Genomic DNA, 20055 nt, shown 5'->3' on the forward strand with positions numbered 1-20055 from the left:
GCGAAAAACGTCAACGATGACGCGTGCATCCTGGATGTACGCGCTGCCTGGCAGATCTTCGCGAGCGAGCTCCTACACGGGGGGGTGTGGGGTTAGTCGGTGAGTTTTTGCGCCAGCGCCTTCACGCGTGCCAGGTCACCCTTGGCGACCCTGGCCACGCCGGTGCCGTACTCCGGGTCGGCTTTGTAGAGGAACGACAGGATGATGTGCTTGCTCGTGTCATCGGTGGTGGCCAGGGAGCCGCCAAAGTTGTCGATCAAGTCCTGACGCTCTTTCGGGCTGAAGGAGCGGTACAAGTCACCGGCCTGCTTGAAGTTCTGCTCACGCTGGATCTTCGCCTGCTGGGTGCTGCCGACCAACGCCGACTGGCTGTAGCGCGCCGTTTGCGGCTCTTCGCGAGGCTCCAGGCGGCTTGGCTGATAGTTCACGCCGCTGCTGGTCTTGCCGCCGTTCATCGCGCCGTCCTGGTTACCGTTGTTGACGGTGACCCGTGGGGCGTTGATCGGCAGTTGCAGGGCATTGGCGCCCAGGCGGTACATCTGCGTGTCGGCGTAGGAGAATACGCGGCCTTGCAGCAGGCGGTCCTCGGACGGCTCGATGCCCGGCACCAGGTTGGCCGGGGCCATGGCCACTTGCTCGGTTTCCTGGAAGACATTGGCCGGGTTACGGTTCAGCACCATCTGCCCGACTTTGCGCTCGGCTACGTTCGGCCAGATCTTGGTGGCGTCCAACGGGTCGAAATCGAACTTGGCCAGGTCTTCAGGCTTGAGTACCTGCACATACAGGTCCCACTTGGGGAAGTCGCCCTTGTTGATATGGGTGACCAGGTCTTGGCTCATGTGGCTGTAGTCACGGCCCTGCACTTCGGCGACCTGTTTGGGATCAAGGTTCTTGAGGCCTTGCAGGCTCTTCCAGTGGAACTTGACGTAGTGCACTTCGCCCTTGGCGTTGATCAACTTGTAGGCATGTACGCCGTTACCGTCCATTTCCCGATAACTGGCCGGGGTGCCCGCATTGGAATACAACTCGGTGAGCGTGCGCGTGGACTCGGGGATATGGGAGAAGAAGTCAAAGCGACGGGAGTCGTCGTCCAGATTAGTGCGTGGGTCCGGCTTGAAGGCGTGGACCATGTCCGGGAACTTGATGGCATCACGAATAAAGAACGTCGGGAAATTGTTGCCAACCAGGTCCCAGTTGCCCTCAGCGGTATAGAACTTGGTGGCGAAGCCGCGCGGGTCACGCAGGGTTTCCGGGGAGTGGTTGCCGTGGACCACGGAAGAGAAACGCACGAACACCGGGGTGGCCTCGCCGGCGGCGAAGACCTTGGCTTTGGTCAGGTCGCTGAGGCTGTCAGTCACCGTGAAGGTGCCGTGGGCGCCAGTGCCACGGGCATGTACCACGCGCTCCGGGATGCGTTCACGGTCAAAACGCTGCAGCTTCTGAATCAGCTGAACGTCCTGCAGCAGCACCGGGCCGTTGGCACCGGCGGTTTGCGAATTCTGGTTGTCACCGACGGCGGCACCGTTGTCCCGCGTCAGGTTGGCAGCTTGCACAGAGAGGGACAGCAGGCTGGCAGTCACCAGCACCAGTGCGTAGCGCGCCGAAACGGGCCTGCGGCTGTTTGTTTTTTTCATCGAGGTATCCTCTGGTTTTCTTAGTGCACATTCAGGTGTGCTTGCCAGAGGCTAGTGATCCGAGAGGCAGAAGATAAATAGAAAAGCCGTACCAACCCGATAAATAAAATAATGTGGCAACCCATTGAAATAACAGGTAATTCGCGCGCGACTGGTGGCACTTTGCAAACTATTTGCGATTTAATATGTCGATAAAAACCAAGAGTGTTAACGGTTGTTTCAGGCAAGCCCGATACGACTGACTTACACTGAGTTCCACCCTTCTCAACTGTAACAAGGAATAACCTATGGGCGTGATCAGTGAGTTCAAGGCCTTCGCGGTCAAAGGTAATGTGGTCGATATGGCCGTCGGTATTATCATCGGCGCCGCCTTCGGCAAAATTGTTTCTTCGTTTGTCGGCGACGTGGTGATGCCACCGCTGGGTCTGTTGATCGGTGGCGTAGACTTCGGTGATCTGGCGATAACGCTCAAAGCGGCACAGGGCGACGTACCCGCCGTGGTGCTGGCCTACGGCAAGTTCATCCAGAGCGTGATCGACTTTCTGATCGTCGCGTTTGCGATCTTCATGGGCGTGAAGGCGATCAACCGCCTCAAGCGCGAAGAAGCCGTGGCCCCGAGTTTGCCGCCGACGCCGACCAAGGAAGAAGTCTTGCTGGGCGAGATCCGTGATCTGCTCAAGGCACAGAACGACAAGCCACTGTAATCAGCCAGGGCTTGGTAAAAAGGCGCCTGTTCCGGGGCGCCTTTTTTATTACCAGTAATTTTCCACGGCCACCTGGCCCGGCCGGCGACTCAAGCTCAATTGCATGTCGCGCTGCTTGAGCAACTGGCGGGTGTCATCGACCATTTGCGGGTTGCCGCAAATCAGCACGCGGGAGTGCTCGGGACTCAACGCGACGCCGGCCGCCCGTTCCAATTCGCCATTTTCGATCAGCGTGGTAATGCGCCCGTTCAATGCGCCGGGGTGTTGCTCGCGGGTGACGATCGGGATGTAGGTGAATTTGTGTGCGTACTCAGCAAGGTACTCACGCTCGCCCAGTTCGTGGATCAGTGACTGATAGGCCAGCTCCTTCGCTTCGCGCGCGCTGTACACCAGGATGATGCGCTCGAATTTCTCCCAGACTTCGAAGTCCTGCAGGATCGACAGGAACGGCGCCACGCCGGTGCCGGTGCCCAACATCCACAAGTCACGGCCATCGACGAAACGGTTCAATGTCAGGAACCCCGTGGCCTGGCGCTCCACCATCAAGGTATCGCCGACCCGCAGGCGACTCAGTTCACTGGTGAACTCCCCGCCCGGGACGACGATCGAGAAGAAATCCAAGTGCTCGTCAAACGGTGAAGACACCACCGAATAAGCGCGCCACACCGTGCTGCCATCCGCCTTGGTCACGCCCAGACGCACGAACTGCCCCGCGGTAAAACGGAAACCCGGGTCACGGGTGGTTCGCAGCGTGAACAGGCTGGGGGTCAGCGATTGCACATCGAGCAAGGTCTGGCGGGTAAATTTCTCAGCACTGGCCGTCATGGGGGGCTCCGTTCTACAGGGGCTCTAGTGTCCTCCAAAGTCGCGCGCGGAAACACCGTTGGTTTGTAGTGGCATCCATCCACCGTCAATAGCGGCACTTTAATAGCAGCATTGATCAATTCGCTATTAGTCCCTTTAACCGCCCTGCGTTCGAACTGTAAGTTGCGTGTTACAGGTGGTTCAACCCCCTAAAAAATCGCAGAAAACCAACTAAGCCCTGGCGTAGCCCTCTCACAGAGTGCACACAAAAATTCTTAAACCTCGCCGAGCAAGAGCGAAAATTTCCTCTTCCCATGTATCTCGTGTCCTACACTCAGTTGCGTGCAGCTTTGGGAGTTGAGGACGTATCCCATGGCACGGAGAAACCCATGGAGAGTGACCTATGGTCAATTGGCGCAATACACGACTCCCCAAACTGGAAGGCGAGAACGAGGTCACCAGCGTTTTCGAGATGGTCGTCAACCACACTCAGGAACTCGGCTTCCAATTCTGTTCATTTACGATGAGTTCACACCTAACCAGCCATCGAACGAAACCTATCAACGTCAACAATTACCCCAATGAATGGAACAACTTATATCAACGTGCCCACTTCTTCGACATAGACCCCGTTGTCGCCCACTGCAAACGTTGCGTACTGCCGATCCTCTGGGAGGAAAAAGCCTTTCGCGCCGCCCCCAACTTGTGGGAACTGGCCCGCTCATACGGCGTGCACTTGGGCTGGACCCAGGCGGTCCACGATTTCCAGGGTGTGTTCAGCATGCTGACCCTGGGCCGTGGCAAGGGCGCGGTCAGCCCGGAGGAGTTGTACGAAAAGGCCGGCCAGGTCCTGTGGATGTGTCATGCGCTGCATGCGGTCGTGGCGCAGACGTATGTCAAGCCCCCCAGCATCAGCCCTGCCAACACATTGAGCCCGCGAGAAACGGAAATCCTCAAGTGGTCGGCCATGGGCAAGACCGCAGCGGACATTGCCACCATCCTGTGCCTGTCCGAACGTACGGTGGGCTTTCATATCTGCAGTTGCTTCAAAAAGCTGGGGGTCAACAACAAGATCGCCGCCGTGTTGTGTGCCTCCAAGGCGGGTTTGTTTTAGCCATCGTTTAAACAGCGCATGTAATCCCTCCGGAAAAAAAGTAACATTTACGGCCAATTCTGAGTGTTGAAGCAGCTCCCTCGGGCGCCGCCTCGTCGTTCACTCAGAAGGTTGCGCAGGTCACTGCCGACCGCCCACCGATGACCCAGAGCCTCCCCCGCCATGCCCCTGCTCGACAGCCCCTTTGCCCAGCTCGATCTGATCCGCCAGCCAGAGCAACATAACGATCCGCTGCAAGCCTTCGACGCCGCCGACGAGTACCTGCTCAGCTATCTGGCCGAGCAGCAACCGGACGCCGCGACCCGCGTGCTGGTGCTCAATGACAGTTTCGGCGCGCTGGCGGCGAGCCTGGCGGGCCGGGTGCTGGTGACGTCCAGTGGCGACTCGTTCCTGGCCGCCCAGGGCCTGGAGAAAAACCTGGTGCGCAACGGCAAAGCCTTTGATGCGGTGCCGTTCACTCCCGCCAACCAGTTGCCCGGCGGGCCGTTCGACCGGGTGCTGATCCGCGTACCCAAGACCCTGGCGTTGCTCGAGGAACAGTTGATCCGCTTGCAGGGCCAACTGGCGCCGGGCGCCGAAGTGATCGCGGCGGCGATGGTCAAGCACCTGCCGCGAGCGGCGGGCGAGTTGCTGGAGCGTTACATCGGGCCGATGCATGCATCGCTGGCGCTGAAAAAGGCCCGGCTGTTGATCGCCACCGTCGGCGAGCGCCCTGCCGCCGTCTCGCCTTACCCCACCCGTTACAGCGTGGACGAACCTGCCATCGAACTGCTGAACCACGCCAACGTGTTCTGCCGCGAAAGCCTGGACATCGGCACGCGCGCGTTCCTGCCCCACCTGCCGACCAACCTGGGCAATGCCCGTGTGGCCGACCTGGGGTGCGGCAACGGCGTCCTGGCAATTGCCAGCGCGCTGCACAACCCCGACGCCCAATACACCTTGGTGGACGAGTCCTACATGGCCGTGCAATCGGCACTGGAAAACTGGCAAGCCGCCCTCGGGGCACGGGACGTCAACGTCCGCGCCGACGATGGCTTGGCCGGCCAGGCGCCGCAATCCCTGGATGTGGTGCTGTGCAACCCGCCGTTCCACCAGCAACAGGTGGTCGGCGACTTCCTCGCCTGGCGCATGTTCCAGCAGGCACGGGAAGCCCTGGTGGTCGGCGGCGCTCTCTATATAGTCGGCAACCGTCACCTGGGTTATCACAGCAAATTGGCGCGGCTGTTCCGTGGCGTCGAACAAGTGGCGGCCACGCCGAAGTTCGTCATCCTCAAAGCGCGCAAGTAAAAAAAAACCTGCCGATCTTGCGAAAGGCAGGGTTGAAAACCGGGCCGCGAAGCCCGGATGGGATGGTCAGTGGGTGGTCAGGCCGGCCGCATTCATGAACATGCGCATCAGGCTGGCGACCACGAACAGGGCCAGCACGCTGCCGGTCCAGATCATCGCCAGCCACCCGAGGCGCCGCCACAACGGCTGTTTCTCGGCCTGTTCGATTTCGTGCAACGTCGGTTTGCCGGACATGCAACGCTCCTCCTAGTGATAACCGTCTTCGTGGGTGACCTTGCCGCGGAACACGTAGTAGCTCCAGAAGGTGTAGCCCAGGATGAACGGGATGATGAACAGCGTGCCCACCAGCATGAAGCCCTGGCTTTGCGGCGGCGCGGCCGCATCCCAGATCGACACCGAGGGCGGGATGATATTGGGCCACAGGCTGATCCCCAGGCCGCTGTAGCCGAGGAAGATCAGCACCAGGGTGAGCAGGAACGGCGTGTAGTGGGCATTGCGGGCCACGGCGCGGATCAGCCCGTACATGGTCACCAGCACCAGGATCGGCACCGGCAGGAACCAGAACAGGTTCGGCAGGGTGAACCAGCGCGAGGCGATTTCCGGGTGCGCCAGCGGCGTCCACAGGCTCACGATGCCGATCACCGCCAGCACCACAAAGGCCAGCGGCCGCGCCAGGTTGTGCATTTGCTCCTGCAACGCGCCTTCGGTCTTCATGATCAGCCAGGTGCAGCCGAGCAAGGCGTAGGCCACGATCAACGCCACACCGCAGAACAGCGTGAACGGCGTCAACCAGTCCAGCGAACCACCGGCGAACTGGCGATTCACCACTGGAATCCCGTCGATGAACGCGCCCAGCGCCACGCCCTGGAAGAACGTCGCCGCCAGCGAGCCGCCGATGAACGCCTTGTCCCACAGATGACGCTTGTGATCCTTGGCCTTGAAGCGGAACTCGAAGGCCACGCCGCGAAAGATCAGCCCGATCAGCATCAGCATCAACGGCAGGTACAACGCCGACAACACCACCGAATAGGCCAGCGGGAACGCGCCGAACAACGCCGCGCCGCCGAGGACCAACCAGGTTTCGTTACCGTCCCAGACCGGGGCCACGGTGTTCATCATCACATCACGGTCGACTTTGCCGGGGATGAACGGAAAGAGGATGCCGATACCCAGGTCGAAGCCGTCCATGACCACGTACATCATGATGCCGAAGATGATGATCACGGCCCAGATCAGCGGAAGATCAATACCCATCTCAATGCCCCTTGTGCTGAATGTGGTCGTCATCGCTGCCGTCATCGGCGGCGGACAACGGACGGGCCGGTGTGCGTTTCTGGCCAGGACCACCGTGGGTCGGTTCGGTGCTTTCGTGCGTCACCGGGCCTTTGCGCACCAGGCGCATCATGTAGCCCAGGCCCGCGCCGAACAGCGCGAAGTACACCACCACGAACAGCACCAGGGTGATGGTCATCTGCGCCAGGCTATGCCCGGAGGACGCATCCGCCGTGCGCATCAACCCGTAGACCACCCATGGCTGACGCCCGATTTCGGTGGTGAACCAGCCGGCGAGAATCGCGATCAGGCCGGACGGGCCCATCCACAACGCCAGGTACAGGAACGGCCGCGACGTGTACATCTTGTCGCCACGGCGCAGCCACAGACTGAACAAGCCGGTGAAGATCATCAAAAAGCCCAGGCCGACCATGACCCGGAACGACCAGAACACAATGGTCGAGTTGGGACGGTCCTCAGGCGGGAACTCCTTGAGCGCCGGCACCTGCTTGTCCAGGGAGTGGGTCAGGATCAGGCTGCCCAGGTAGGGAATTTCCACGGCGTACTTGGTTTTTTCGGCTTTCATGTCCGGCCAGCCGAACAGGATCAGCGGCGTCGGTTCGTTGCCGATGTTTTCCCAGTGGCCTTCGATCGCGGCGATTTTCGCCGGCTGGTGCTCCAGGGTGTTGAGACCATGGAAGTCGCCGATCACTGCCTGGATAGGCGCGACGATCAACGCCATCCACATCGCCATCGAGAGCATCTTGCGGATCGCCGGGTTGTCCTTGCCACGCAACAAGTGCCAGGCCGCCGAGGAACCGACGAAGAAGGCCGTGGCCACAAAGGCGGCCGTGGCCATGTGCGCCAGACGGTAGGGGAAGGACGGGTTGAAGATCACGGCCAGCCAATCGGTGGGAATCACGCGGCCGTCGATGATTTCAAAGCCCTGGGGCGTCTGCATCCAGCTGTTGGAGGCCAGAATCCAGAACGTGGAAATCAGCGTCCCGACGGCCACCATCACCGTGGAGAAGAAGTGCAGCTTGCGCCCGACCTTGTTCCAGCCAAACAGCATCACCCCAAGGAAACCGGCCTCAAGGAAAAAGGCCGTGAGCACTTCGTACGTCAGCAACGGCCCGGTGACGGCGCCGGCGAAGTCCGAGAAGCGGCTCCAATTGGTGCCGAACTGATAGGCCATGACCAGGCCGGACACCACGCCCATGCCGAAGTTGACGGCAAAGATCTTCGACCAGAAATGGTAGAGGTCACGGTAGGTGTCGTTATGGGTCTTGAGCCACAAGCCTTCCAGTACCGCCAGGTAACTGGCCAGGCCGATGGTGATCGCCGGGAACAGGATGTGGAAAGAGATGGTGAACGCGAATTGAATTCGGGCGAGATCTAGCGCCTCCAAACCGAACATAAGTCTTCCTCTGTCAGGTAATACCGGTTGCGGGCGGAAGCCTGCACCCACTGCCCCCACGGATATGGAGTCTGGCGAATTTCAATTCGTTTCTTTTTTTAACCAGCCACGCAGGGAATCAGGCCCGAGGGCCACCAGAACAATCCCCGCAAGGGTTTTGACCTGGATCAAGCATTGGTCAAAGAGTAGTCCCATTTTCAGGATCGACCTGTGTGGTCTTTTGCCGCGTGACAGCTTGCCTCACTGCCGTTCTCGCAACTATTTGTTACAGCCTGATGCTAATCTCGCCGTTCCGTCCGGCCTTGATCCGAATTCCCGATGCCCAGTGAACCCACGTTGTTGTTGCGTCATCACCGTCCTTTCATCGCGTTCTGGCTGGCGCGCATCTTTACCGCCAGCGGCTACCAGATGCTCTCCGTGGCCATTGGCTGGAACCTCTATCAACTGACCGGCAATGTGCTGGACCTGGGCCTCGTCGGCCTGGTGCAGTTCGTGCCGCGCGTCGTGTTCATGCTGCACACCGGGCATGTGGCCGATCGCTATGAACGGCGCAAAGTCGTGGCCATCTGCCAGACCGTGCAGGCCCTGATTGCCTTGTCCCTGGCCATCGGCGGCCTGACCGGCAGCGTGACCCGCGAGATGATCTTCATCCTCTCCTTCCTGTTCGGCGCCGCCCGCGCCTTTGAAATGCCCACCACCCAAGCCCTTCTGCCGAGCATCGTGCCCAGCGCGCTGTTCCCGCGGGCGGTGGCCTCGGCGCAGTCGGCGCAGCAACTGGCGACCATCGTCGCCCCGGCGATAGGCGGCTTGCTGTATGCGTTTGGCAGCGTGTGGGTGTACGGCCCCACCGTGGCGCTATACCTCATCGCCTGCGTGCTGACCCTCAACCTGCCCGCCCGCCAGACCCCGCTGAACAAAGGCAAGGCCACCCTGGATTCGCTGCTGGCCGGCATCCGCTTTATCCGCAGCCGCCCGGATATCCTCGGGGCGATTTCCCTGGATCTGTTCGCCGTGCTGCTCGGCGGCGCTACGGCATTGCTGCCGGTGTTCGCCAAGGACATCCTGCTGACCGGCGCCTGGGGCCTGGGCCTGTTGCGTTCGGCCCCGGCGGTGGGCGCGTTGTTGATGTCGCTGTGGCTGGCGCGGTTTGCGGTGGACCGCCAGGTGGGCCGCGTGATGTTTACCGCCGTGGGTGTGTTCGGTGTGGCGACCATCGCGTTCGGCCTGTCCACCTCGTTCTGGTTCTCCCTGGCGGTGCTGGTGGTGCTGGGCGCGGCGGACATGATCAGCATGGTGATCCGCGCATCCTTCGTGCAACTGGAAACCCCGGACGAAATGCGCGGCCGGGTCAGTGCGGTCAATGGATTGTTTATCGGTGCGTCCAATCAATTGGGCGAGTTCGAGTCCGGCATCACCGCCCACTGGTTCGGCACCGTGCCCGCCGTGGTCATGGGCGGGATCGGGACGCTGGTGGTGACGGGCGTGTGGATCAAACTGTTCCCGACCCTGGCGCACCGTGACCGCATGTATGTGCCGGTGGAAGAACCCGCGTTAAAAACCCGCGCATGACCCCGGTGGGAGGGGGCTTGCCATTGGGATCAGCGGATATTGAGCAGGGTCTTCAGGGTGTTTCGCGGCGCGTTGATCGACGAGTTGCTGTATTCGAACCAGCCCTGGGCTTCGACATCCAGGTCGAACACATAGATGTAGCCCATCAGCGTGCCCGCGCCCTGGCAGGCCTCGCTGACGTGGCCGACCTGGCACACCGGCGTGCGCTGGCCATTGAGTTCGGCGCCGTTGAAGCGGCCCATGGGGCTGTTGCCCAGGCCGACTTCCATCACCGACACCCTGGTGGGCCCACGGTGCGTGCACATCTGCGTGCTTTGTGCGCCTTCCGGGATGGTCTCGCTGCAGCGTGCCGATTCGACCTTGAACACGCGCACCTCGCTCAAGGGCGGTGCAGTCGCGCCCCACACCGGTGCCGAGCCGAGCCACAGGCCGACACAAGGGATCAGAGCTAGACTCCACGCGGTGGCTTTTTTCATGCTGTCGGTGACCCTGAAATAAACATCGGCGCAGTATGCCTCAAGGCCATGACCGAGAATACGCAGCCCGTGCGCCACATGGCCTCGGCTGCTGGTATGATGCGCCGCTTTTTCCGATCCTCTCTGAAACCAAAGGCGCTTGGCGCAATTTGTGCTTTGACTTAGAGGTCAACAAATCACGACGCAACATAGCGTCACAGGGAGCAGGCATGCTGGAAAAGCTGTTTCAACTCAAAGCACACAACACCAACGTGCGCACCGAGATCCTCGCGGGCATCACGACATTCCTGGCCATGGCCTACATCCTGTTCGTGAACCCGAGCATCCTCGGCGAGACCGGCATGGACAAGGGCGCGGTGTTCGTCGCCACCTGCCTGGCCGCCGCCATCGGTTCGACCGTGATGGGCCTGATCGCCAACTACCCGATCGCCCTGGCGCCGGGCATGGGCCTCAACGCCTTCTTTACCTACACCGTGGTCCTGCACATGGGCCACACCTGGCAAGTCGCGCTGGGCGCAGTGTTCATTTCGGCGGTGTTGTTCTTCATGCTGTCGATCTTCCGTATCCGTGAGTGGATCATCAACAGCATCCCCCTGCCCCTGCGCTCGGCGATCGCGGCCGGTATCGGCCTGTTCCTGGCGCTGATCGCCCTGCACAACGCCGGCATCGTGGTGAGCAACCCGGCCACCATGGTGGGCCTGGGCGACTTGAAACAACCGGCGCCGATCCTCGCCACCCTCGGTTTCGCGCTGATCGTCGCGCTGGAAGCCCTGGCCGTGCGCGGCGCGGTGCTGATCGGCATTCTCGCGGTGACCATCGTCTCCATCGCGATGGGCTTCACCCCGTTCGGCGGCGTAACCTCCATGCCTCCGTCCCTGGCCCCGACCTTCCTGCAACTGGATATCAAAGGCGCGCTGGACATCGGTCTGGTCAGCGTGATTTTCGCCTTCCTGTTCGTCGACCTGTTCGACAACTCCGGCACCCTGATCGGCGTGGCCAAGCGCGCCGGCCTGATGGACAAGAACGGCCACATGCCGAAAATGGGCCGCGCGCTGATCGCCGACAGCACCGCGGCCATGGCCGGTTCCCTGCTGGGGACCTCGACCACCACCAGCTACATCGAGTCCGCCGCCGGCGTGAGTGCCGGTGGCCGTACCGGTTTGACCGCCGTGGTGGTGGCGATCCTGTTCCTGCTGGCGCTGTTCTTTTCGCCGCTGGCCTCCAGCGTGCCGGCCTTTGCCACCGCGCCGGCGCTGCTGTTCGTCGCCGTGCTGATGACATCCGGCCTGGCCGAAATCGACTGGGACGACATTACTGTTGCAGCGCCGGTGGTGATCACCGCCCTGGCGATGCCCTTCACTTACTCCATCGCCAACGGCATCGCCTTCGGTTTCATCGCCTGGACCGCCATCAAGCTGCTTTCGGGCCGCTACCGTGAGCTGAACCCGGCGCTGGTGATTCTGTCGATTCTGTTCGTGATCAAGCTGGGCTGGTTCAACGCATGACTTTTGACGCCGCACGCTACACCGTTCAACTGCAAGACAAGGTCACGCGCTTGCGTGACCTGCTGGCACCGTTCGCCGCCCCCGAGCCGCAGGTGTTCGAATCGCCGCTGCAGCACTTCCGCCTGCGGGCGGAGTTCCGCCTGTGGCGCGAAGGCGGTGAACGCCACTACGCGATGTTCTCCCAGGACGACAAGCGCACGCCGATCCTGATCGAAGACTTCCCGATCGCCAGCCAGCGCATCAACCAGTTGATGCCCCAGCTCAAGGCTGCCTGGCAAGCCAGCGCCGCCCTGAGCCACAAGCTGTTCCAGGTGGAGTTCCTCACCACCCTGGCCGGCGACGCGATGATCACCCTGTGCTATCACCGCCCGCTGGACGAACACTGGCACAGCGCCGCGAACCAACTGGCGGCCGACTTGAACGTGAGCATCATCGGCCGCTCCAAGGGCAAGCGCGATGTGATCGGCCACGACTACGTGGTGGAAAAACTCGACGTCGGCGCACGCACCTTCAGCTACCGCCAACCCGAAGGCGCCTTCACCCAGCCCAACGGCACGGTGAACCAGAAGATGCTCAACTGGGCGTACGAAGCGCTGGGCGATCGCCCGGACGACTTGCTGGAGCTGTACTGCGGCAACGGCAACTTCACCCTGCCGCTGGCGACCCGCGTGCGTAAAGTGCTGGCCACCGAAATCAGCAAGACCTCGGTCAACGCAGCCCTGAGCAACCTCGATGAAAACGCGGTGGATAACGTCACCCTGGTGCGCCTGTCCGCCGAAGAACTCACCGAAGCCCTCAACGACGTACGCCCGTTCCGCCGCCTGCACGGCATCGACCTGAAAAGCTACGAGTTCGGCAGCGTGTTCGTCGACCCGCCGCGCGCCGGCATGGACCCGGACACCTGCGAACTGACCCGACGTTTCGACAACATCCTGTACATCTCCTGCAACCCGGAGACGCTGGCGGCGAACATTGCGCAACTGCATGACACGCACCAGATCACCCAATGCGCGCTGTTTGACCAGTTCCCGTGGACGCATCACATGGAATCCGGGGTGTTGCTGACCCGGCGTTGAGTCATCAATGTGGGGAGGAGCGTAGCCCCCTCCCCCGATTTACGGTTCGATAATCGAACACATCCACCGTCATCAATTGACCAAATTAACCATCCGGTACATTTTATCTCCACAACGAACAATAACTGTGGAGATGTCCCTTATGCCGCCCATCGTGATGGTGCTCAACGGCCCCAATCTCAACCTGCTCGGCACCCGCGAGCCCGCCACCTACGGCCACGAAACCCTGGCCGACGTCGCCGCCCTGTGCGGTCGCAGCGCTGAACAACTGGGGCTGAAGATCGAATTTCGCCAGACCAACCACGAAGGCGAACTGCTGGACTGGGTCCACGGCGCGCGCGGCCGTTGTGCCGGTATCGTGATCAACCCGGCGGCCTGGACGCACACGTCCGTGGCGATTCGCGATGCGCTGGTGGCCAGTGAAGTGCCGGTGATCGAGGTGCATTTATCCAACGTGCATGCCCGCGAAGCGTTTCGGCATCACTCGTTCGTATCGCCCATCGCCAAGGCGGTGCTGGCGGGATTCGGCAGCCATGGCTACCACTTGGCCCTGGAGCATTTCAGCCAGTTGTTGAAAGGGGCCGCCCGATGAAACCACGCATTCTCGCCGGGCTGATCGGCGCCGGTATCCAGGCCTCTCGCACCCCGGCCCTGCATGAACAGGAAGGCGATGCCAACGGGTTGCGCTACCTGTATCGCCTGATCGACCTTGAGCCCCTGAACCTGGACATCAACGCCCTGCCCGAACTGCTGCGCGCAGCCGAGTACATGAACTTCACCGGGCTGAACATTACCTACCCGTGCAAACAGGCGATCCTGCCGCTGCTGGATGAACTGTCTGACGAAGCCCGGGGCATTGGCGCGGTGAATACCGTGGTGTTCAAGGACGGCAAGCGCATCGGCCACAACACTGATTGCCTGGGGTTCGCCGAGGGCTTTCGACGTAACCTCAATGACGTGCCGCGCCAGCGCGTGGTGCAGATGGGCGCCGGCGGCGCGGGCGCGGCGGTGGCGCATGCGCTGCTGGCCGAAGGGGTGGAACAGCTAAGTATTTTTGACGTGGACGCCGCCCGCGCCAGCGACCTTGCGGATAACCTGGCCCAGCGTTTCGGCAGCGGTCGTGCCCAGGTGGGTCATGATCTTGAGAACGCCATGGCCGAGGCCGATGGCCTGGTCAACACCACACCGATGGGCATGGCCAAGCTGCCCGGCATGCCGGTACCGGCCGCCCTGTTGCGCGCGCAGCTGTGGGTCGCGGAGGTCGTGTATTTCCCATTGGAAACCGAACTGCTGCGCACCGCCCGCGCCTTGGGTTGCCGCACGCTGGATGGCGGCAACATGGCGGTGTTTCAGGCAGTGAAGGCGTTTGAGTTGTTCTGCGGTGAAGTGCCGGATGCGCAACGCATGCTGGCGCACTTCCAGAGCCTGAATACCTGACGGGCGAAATGGAATCCAACGGAGGGAGAAGGCTTGCGCCCTTCCACCGTTGGCTCTGAGGTGGATTCAAGCCTGCAAGTAACGCAGCACCGACTCGCAGATCATCTCGCGATGCCGCTGTTTAACCGCCTCATCCGACAGTTCGATCTGAAAGATCTCACCGAACGTATGACGGTTGGACACCCGGTAAAAGCAGAATGAGTTGATCAGCAGATGCACATCCAACGGCACCAGCCCCTCGCGAAACAGCCCCATCTCGGCGCCACGGCGCAAGGTGGCGCCCAACGCTTCGAGGATGTTGTTGTTCATCGCCTTGATCGAATCCGAACGCTTCACGTACTCGGCATTGTGGATATTTTCGATGCTGACGATGCGCACGAAATCCACGTTCTGGTCGTGGTGATCGAAGGTGAATTCCACCAGGCGGCGGATCGCTTCGCGCGGTTCCAGAGCAGTGAGGTTCATGCGCGATTCGGTGTTGCGAATGTCGCCGTAGAGTTTCTCCAGCACTTCGACGTACAACTGCTCTTTGCTGCCGAAGTAGTAATAGATCATGCGCTTGGAGGTGTGGATGCGCTCAGCGATCGCATCCACGCGAGCGCCGGACAGGCCCTGCTGAACAAACTCGACGATGGCTTCCTGAAGAATGTTTTCGCGGGTCTTTTCTGGATTGTTCTTACGACTCTTGCGCGGTGCGTCTGACACCGCGGGGAGTTCGGGACTCAAGGTCATTGTGCTGCGCTCACGGCCATTGTTATGCAGGCGGTGATTATGGGCCGCAGCGCTCCCCGAAGGAAGCACCTGCCCCGCCGTCACAAGCGTGCCTGGCGCGCTGCACCGCTGCGCGATTTGGCCATCGCCGCCAGGCGCACCGCCACGTTGGCCGCGCCGTAGCCGGCGTAACCGTTCTTGCGCTGGATGATCTCGAAGAAAAACCGCCCTTCGAACGGCTCGGTGTACACGTGAAACAACTCACCGCCCTGGGCGTCGCGGTCGTACAACACGTTGTAGTACGCCAACTCGCTGAGGAACTCGTCGTCGAAGTCAAAGCGTGCGGCCAGGTCGTCGTAGTAATTGAGCGGGATATCCAGCAGCGGCACGCCCGCGTCCTTGGCCCGGCGCACCTCGGCGAAAATGTCCGCGCAGTCGAAGGCAATGTGGTGCACGCCCGAGCCGCGATAGCTCGATAGCGCGTGGGAGATCGCGGTGTTGCGGTTCTCGGAGATATTCAGCGGCAGGCGAATCGAGCTGCAACGGCTGCGCAGTGCGCGGCTTTTCACCAGGCCGTAGGGGTCGGGCAGCACCACTTCGTCATCGGCCTCGAAATCCAGCAGGCTCTTGTAGAACAGCACCCAGCTGTCGAGGCTGTCGGCCGGCAGGGCCATGGCCATGTGGTCGATGCGCAGCAGGCCACCGCTCGCGGCGGAGGTCGGCTGCAGGTTGAAATCGGTGGCGTAGATTCCGCCTTCGTTCTGGTCCACCAGATAAATCAGGCTGCCGTCCGGCGCGCGCACCGCCGCCAGTTCCAGCTCGTTCGGCCCGACCAGGCCGCGATAAGGCTGACCTTTGTAGGCCACCGCCCGTTCCAGGGCCTTGGCGCTGTCCTTGACCCGAATCGCCGTGGCGCACAGCGATGGCCCATGGGCTTCAAAAAAGTTATGCGCGAAGGAATAGGGTTCGCAGTTGAGGATCAGGTTGATATCACCCTGGCGCAACAGGCTCACGCTCTTGGAACGGTGCTGGCCGGCCTTGACGAACCCCAGGCGTTCCAGCCAATGGCTCAGCTTGGCGCCGAGGTTTTCATCCACCGCGAATTCGAGGAACTCGATACCGTCGTATTCGCTGGCGGGCGGGGTTTCAAAGAGGATATCCACCGGCACGGCGGGCGCCGCTTCAGCCAGGCGCTGGCGGGTTTTCTCCTCCAGGTACAGCAGCGAGCGCAGGCCATCCGCCGCATTCGCCCGGGTCGGCGCGGCGCGGAAGCCGTCGTTGAAAATCTCCAGGGACAGCGGCCCGGTGTAGCCGCTCTGGATGATCGGCGCGAGAAACCCCGCCAGGTCGAACTCGCCCTGCCCTGGGAAGCAGCGGAAATGCCGGCTCCACTCCAGCACATCCATGGCCAGGATCGGCGCATCCGCCATTTGCACGAAGAAGATCTTGTCGCCGGGGATCTGCGCGATGCCACTCGGATCGCCCTTGAGCGACAGCGTGTGGAAACTGTCGAGCAACACCCCCAGGCTGGGGTGATCGACCTGGCGCACCAGGTTCCACACCTGCTGCCAGGTGTTGACGTGCTTGCCCCAGGCCAACGCTTCATAGCCGATGCGCAAGCCCCGGCGCCCGGCGTGTTCGGCCAGCAGGCTCAAGTCATCGAGCAAAATACGTTCATCGCCCACGCAATCGGCCGAGGCATTGCTGCACACCAGCACCAGGTCGGTGCCCAACTCGTGCATCAGGTCGAATTTGCGCTCGGCCCGCTCCAGGTTGCGCGCCAGGCGGTCGCGGCGGCAGCCTTCAAAGTCACGAAACGGCTGGAACAAGGTGATGGCGATGCCCAGGTCGGCACACATTTGCCTGATTTCCCGGGGGCTGCCATCGTAATACAGCAGATCGTTTTCAAAGATTTCGACACCATCGAACCCAGCAGCCGCGATGGCTTCAAGTTTTTCCGGCAGGGTTCCGCTCAAGGAAACGGTGGCAATAGAGCGTTGCATGGGGCGACTCCCGGCATTTGAGGCTGATCTTATTTACGGCAAATTATTGGCCGCTAAACTGTCCACAGCAATTGAAATGTACGAACCGGTTAGTTTTCAGGGCGATTATCGAACACAATGCCATGTTGCGAATTGACGATTTTTTAGCCACTGCGCACCATCGTTCACGTAGCTACACCCCAGAAAAGACCCAGCACACACCATAAAAATTTCAAAAACCGGGTACTCCCTCATGCCTACGCAAAACTCCGTTCTGGCCGCTCGTGCGGCCGCCCCGCACGCCGGTATCGGCGACAAAATCCGCGGCGCACTCGCCGTGGGCAAGACACGCTGGGGCATGTTGGCCCTGGTGTTCTTCGCCACCACCCTCAACTACATCGACCGCGCCGCCCTGGGCGTGATGCAACCGATCCTCGCCAAAGAAATGAGCTGGACGGCGATGGACTACGCCAACATCAACTTCTGGTTCCAGGTCGGTTACGCGATCGGCTTTGTGCTGCAAGGCCGCCTGATCGACCGCGTCGGCGTCAAACGCGTGTTCTTCTGCGCGGTGCTGCTGTGGAGCCTGGCCACCGGCGCCCATGGCCTGGCCACCTCGGCAGTCGGCTTCATGGTCTGCCGCTTTATCCTCGGGCTGACCGAAGCCGCCAACTACCCGGCCTGCGTCAAGACCACCCGCCTGTGGTTCCCCGCCGGTGAGCGTGCGGTGGCCACCGGCATCTTCAACGCCGGTACCAACGTCGGCGCGATGATGACGCCGATGCTGCTGCCACTGATCCTGCACGTATGGGGCTGGCAAGCGGCGTTCCTGTGCATGTCGGCGCTCGGCGGTATCTGGCTGCTGTTCTGGGGCCTGAAGTACTACAACCCCGAAGACCATCCGACCGTTAAGCAATCCGAACTGGACTACGTGCAAAAGGAAGTCGAACCGGAACAACCCCGCGTGCCCTTCAGCCGTATCCTGCGCATGCGCGGCACTTGGGCCTTCGCCCTTGCCTACTCGATGACCGCGCCGGTGTTCTGGTTCTACCTGTACTGGCTGCCACCGTTTCTGAACCAGCAATACAACCTGGGCATCAACGTGACCCAGATGGGCATCCCGCTGATCATCATCTACCTGACAGCCGACTTCGGCAGTGTGGGCGGGGGGATTCTGTCGTCGTTCCTGATCGGCCGTGGGATGAATCCGATCAAGGCGCGGTTGCTGTCGATGCTGCTGTTTGCCTGCTGCATCATCGGCGTGATCATGGCGGCCGGTTCCAGCCAGCTGTGGGTCGCGGTGTTTGCCATCTCCCTGGCCATCGGTGCGCACCAGGCCTGGACCGCCAACATCTGGAGCCTGGTGATGGACTACACGCCCAAACACATGATGAGTACGGTGTTCGGCTTCGGCGGCATGTGCGCAGCCATCGGCGGCATGTTCATGACCCAGATCGTCGGCCACATCCTGACGGTGACGAACAACAACTACACCGTGTTGTTCACCCTGATTCCGGCGATGTACTTCATTGCACTGACCTGGCTGTACTTCATGGCCCCGCGCAAGATTCCAACCGTAGACGTCTGATCTACCGACGCCGCTGCTGCCAGGCAGCGGCCAACCCGCTCATGCAGATCACCCCGATGCCGACCACCGTGGTCAAGTCGGGGGTATGGGCAAACACCAGCCACCCCAACAACCCCGCAAACACGATCTGGCAGTAGCCGAACGGCGCCAGCAAGGCCGGCGCCGCAAAGCGGAATGCCTGGGTCAACATCAAGTGTGCGGTCATCCCACAGGTGCCCAGCGCCAGCATCAGCACGCCGTGCCACAGTGTGGGGACTTGCCAAAAGAACGGCACCAGCGCGCTCATCACCAAGGTGTTGCACAGGCCAGCGAAGAAGTTGCTGGTGGTCGGTGTGTCGTACTGGCTGAGGATGCGCGTGAGCAGTTGGTAGAAGCAGAAGAACAGCGCCGAACACAGCGGCAGCAGCACCGCCGGAGTAAACAATTCGCCGCCCGGGTGGATGATCACCAGCACGCCGACAAAGCCGCAGATCACCGCCAGCCATTGGCCGCGTGTCACATGCTCGCCGAGCAGGGGCACCGACAGCGCCGTCACCAGGATCGGCGCGAGGAAGTTCACCGCCGTGGCTTCCGCCAACGGGATGTAATGCAGCGCAGTAGTAAAAAACAGACTGGTGCCCAACAGGCACATGGCCCGCAGCACCTGCATCCCCGGCCGCTTGCTGCGCAGCACACGCAAGCCCGATTGCGGCAGGAAGATCCCGGCCATCAGCAAGGTGTGCACCACGTAGCGCGCCCACACCACCATCACGATCGGGTAGAAGCCGGCCAGGTATTTGGACAAGGCGTCGTGGCTGGAGAACAGGAAGGTTGCCACCACAATCAGCACAATGCCTTTGAAGGGGTGGTTGACGCCGGACAGGGGGGTGCTGACAGTCATTGAATTCTCTTGCGTGGCGAGCTGAACGCGGTGGCACTCAACCCGGTAATCTAGCAGCCGGGCATGCGTCTGCCCCGAGAGCATAACCAAACACCGTGCGAACAGCGCACTAAATCACGGGATTCGAGTCCAACGCTGCACGTTTGCCCAGCGTTGCACACTTTTTAACCAAGGCCCTGCCGTTATGAAAAAAGCCCTGTTTGTTCTGTCCACCCTTGCCCTGCTCACCGCTTGTGATCAGGACGCGAAATCCCCCGCCAAACCCGCGCCGCCTTCCGTGCAGGCGACCCTGGTGCCGGAAACACCCCCCACCGATAAGTGGATCGGCCAATGGATCGGCGTCGAAGGCCTCCACCTGACCATCGCCAAGGACGACAGCATCGGCCGTGGCCACTACCTGCTCACCATGCAATACGGCCTCGACGCCGACGACGCGGGCACCTTCAAAGGTGAAGCCGCCGAAGACGGCATCGCCTTCACCCGCCCCGACGGCCCGCAATCGTTGCGCGCCGGCGATGGTGCCGCCACCGGCCTGAAGTGGCTGGCGGATAAAAAAGACTGCCTGATCGTCGCCACCGGCGAAGGCTATTGCCGTTAAC

19 protein-coding genes are annotated in these 20055 nt (G+C 61.4%); 10 read left to right on the plus strand and 9 right to left on the minus strand.

Translation table 11 applies throughout. From position 1 onward, the window contains the following. Positions 1-92: 92 nt before the first annotated feature. Entirely contained in the window at positions 93-1634 is a 1542-nt protein-coding gene (gene katB / locus ACLH0J_RS05150; RefSeq protein WP_411391117.1) for a catalase KatB, read from the minus strand. 287 nt (positions 1635-1921) lie between these two features. Here katB and mscL point away from each other — a divergent pair, with 287 nt between their 5' ends. Beyond that, a complete protein-coding gene (gene mscL / locus ACLH0J_RS05155; protein ID WP_010562544.1) occupies positions 1922-2338 on the plus strand; it encodes a large-conductance mechanosensitive channel protein MscL in 417 nt (138 codons plus the stop codon). 48 nt (positions 2339-2386) lie between these two features. On the opposite strand, the gene ACLH0J_RS05160 is transcribed toward mscL, so the two are convergent. After that, positions 2387-3163, minus strand: coding sequence for a ferredoxin--NADP reductase (locus tag ACLH0J_RS05160; RefSeq protein WP_010562543.1), 777 nt, complete (start codon positions 3161-3163; stop codon positions 2387-2389). Between the two features lie 382 nt (positions 3164-3545). Here ACLH0J_RS05160 and ACLH0J_RS05165 point away from each other — a divergent pair, with 382 nt between their 5' ends. Continuing rightward, positions 3546-4256 (plus strand): helix-turn-helix transcriptional regulator, encoded by a 711-nt coding sequence (locus ACLH0J_RS05165; RefSeq protein ID WP_411391118.1) that lies wholly within the window; start codon positions 3546-3548, stop codon positions 4254-4256. A gap of 162 nt (positions 4257-4418) precedes the next feature. Then, positions 4419-5543, plus strand: coding sequence for a methyltransferase (locus ACLH0J_RS05170; protein ID WP_411391119.1), 1125 nt, complete (start codon positions 4419-4421; stop codon positions 5541-5543). Positions 5544-5609: 66 nt separating this feature from the next. On the opposite strand, the gene ACLH0J_RS05175 is transcribed toward ACLH0J_RS05170, so the two are convergent. From ACLH0J_RS05175 to ACLH0J_RS05185, 3 genes are read right to left on the minus strand one after another with little or no spacing between them, the layout of a single operon-like run. Beyond that, the gene (locus tag ACLH0J_RS05175) at positions 5610-5777 is read right to left on the minus strand and encodes a DUF2474 domain-containing protein (protein ID WP_010562540.1); all 168 of its coding nucleotides are present in this window, start codon (positions 5775-5777) and stop codon (positions 5610-5612) included. 12 nt (positions 5778-5789) lie between these two features. Further along, positions 5790-6797, minus strand: coding sequence for a cytochrome d ubiquinol oxidase subunit II (gene cydB, locus ACLH0J_RS05180; protein ID WP_411391120.1), 1008 nt, complete (start codon positions 6795-6797; stop codon positions 5790-5792). 1 nt (position 6798) lies between these two features. Continuing rightward, positions 6799-8232 (minus strand): cytochrome ubiquinol oxidase subunit I, encoded by a 1434-nt coding sequence (locus ACLH0J_RS05185; RefSeq protein WP_411391121.1) that lies wholly within the window; start codon positions 8230-8232, stop codon positions 6799-6801. A gap of 318 nt (positions 8233-8550) precedes the next feature. Here ACLH0J_RS05185 and ACLH0J_RS05190 point away from each other — a divergent pair, with 318 nt between their 5' ends. Then, a complete protein-coding gene (locus tag ACLH0J_RS05190) occupies positions 8551-9801 on the plus strand; it encodes an MFS transporter (RefSeq protein WP_411391122.1) in 1251 nt (416 codons plus the stop codon). A gap of 29 nt (positions 9802-9830) precedes the next feature. On the opposite strand, the gene ACLH0J_RS05195 is transcribed toward ACLH0J_RS05190, so the two are convergent. After that, the gene (locus tag ACLH0J_RS05195; RefSeq protein WP_411391123.1) at positions 9831-10277 is read right to left on the minus strand and encodes a DUF4879 domain-containing protein; all 447 of its coding nucleotides are present in this window, start codon (positions 10275-10277) and stop codon (positions 9831-9833) included. Between the two features lie 209 nt (positions 10278-10486). Here ACLH0J_RS05195 and ACLH0J_RS05200 point away from each other — a divergent pair, with 209 nt between their 5' ends. The 4 genes from ACLH0J_RS05200 to ACLH0J_RS05215 all read left to right on the plus strand — a co-directional run bounded on the left by ACLH0J_RS05200 (position 10487) and on the right by ACLH0J_RS05215 (position 14295). Beyond that, on the plus strand, positions 10487-11782 hold the full coding sequence (locus ACLH0J_RS05200) for an NCS2 family permease (RefSeq protein WP_411391124.1): 1296 nt from the start codon (positions 10487-10489) through the stop codon (positions 11780-11782). Then, a complete protein-coding gene (trmA, locus tag ACLH0J_RS05205; protein ID WP_411391125.1) occupies positions 11779-12858 on the plus strand; it encodes a tRNA (uridine(54)-C5)-methyltransferase TrmA in 1080 nt (359 codons plus the stop codon). Before ACLH0J_RS05200 ends, trmA begins: the two co-directional genes overlap by 4 nt. Before the next feature lie 142 nt (positions 12859-13000). Next, positions 13001-13450 (plus strand): type II 3-dehydroquinate dehydratase, encoded by a 450-nt coding sequence (gene aroQ / locus ACLH0J_RS05210; RefSeq protein WP_411391126.1) that lies wholly within the window; start codon positions 13001-13003, stop codon positions 13448-13450. Then, positions 13447-14295, plus strand: a complete 849-nt coding sequence (locus ACLH0J_RS05215) for a shikimate dehydrogenase (RefSeq protein ID WP_411391127.1) — start codon at positions 13447-13449, stop codon at positions 14293-14295. Before aroQ ends, ACLH0J_RS05215 begins: the two co-directional genes overlap by 4 nt. Positions 14296-14361: 66 nt before the next feature. On the opposite strand, the gene ACLH0J_RS05220 is transcribed toward ACLH0J_RS05215, so the two are convergent. Beyond that, positions 14362-15027, minus strand: coding sequence for a TetR/AcrR family transcriptional regulator (locus ACLH0J_RS05220; protein WP_411391128.1), 666 nt, complete (start codon positions 15025-15027; stop codon positions 14362-14364). An 80-nt stretch (positions 15028-15107) separates the two neighbouring features. Beyond that, positions 15108-17009: a 3-dehydroshikimate dehydratase QuiC gene (gene quiC / locus ACLH0J_RS05225; RefSeq protein WP_411391129.1), complete on the minus strand. Its 1902-nt coding sequence runs from the start codon at positions 17007-17009 to the stop codon at positions 15108-15110. A gap of 232 nt (positions 17010-17241) precedes the next feature. Between quiC and ACLH0J_RS05230 the strand changes: the two genes are divergently transcribed. Then, positions 17242-18576, plus strand: a complete 1335-nt coding sequence (locus ACLH0J_RS05230) for an MFS transporter (RefSeq protein WP_411391130.1) — start codon at positions 17242-17244, stop codon at positions 18574-18576. A 1-nt stretch (position 18577) separates the two neighbouring features. Here the strand turns inward: ACLH0J_RS05230 and ACLH0J_RS05235 are convergent, their stop codons facing one another. Then, the gene (locus ACLH0J_RS05235; RefSeq protein WP_411391131.1) at positions 18578-19456 is read right to left on the minus strand and encodes a DMT family transporter; all 879 of its coding nucleotides are present in this window, start codon (positions 19454-19456) and stop codon (positions 18578-18580) included. 184 nt (positions 19457-19640) lie between these two features. On the opposite strand from ACLH0J_RS05235, the gene ACLH0J_RS05240 reads away from it, so the two are divergent. Beyond that, positions 19641-20054 carry a hypothetical protein gene (locus tag ACLH0J_RS05240; RefSeq protein ID WP_411391132.1) on the plus strand — a complete coding sequence of 138 codons (414 nt, stop codon included), beginning with the start codon at positions 19641-19643 and terminating at the stop codon, positions 20052-20054. Position 20055 lies beyond the last annotated feature (1 nt).

The sequence above is a fragment of the Pseudomonas sp. MPB23 genome, assembly GCF_046605395.1.
In the GTDB taxonomy this organism is placed as follows: Bacteria; Pseudomonadota; Gammaproteobacteria; order Pseudomonadales; family Pseudomonadaceae; genus Aquipseudomonas.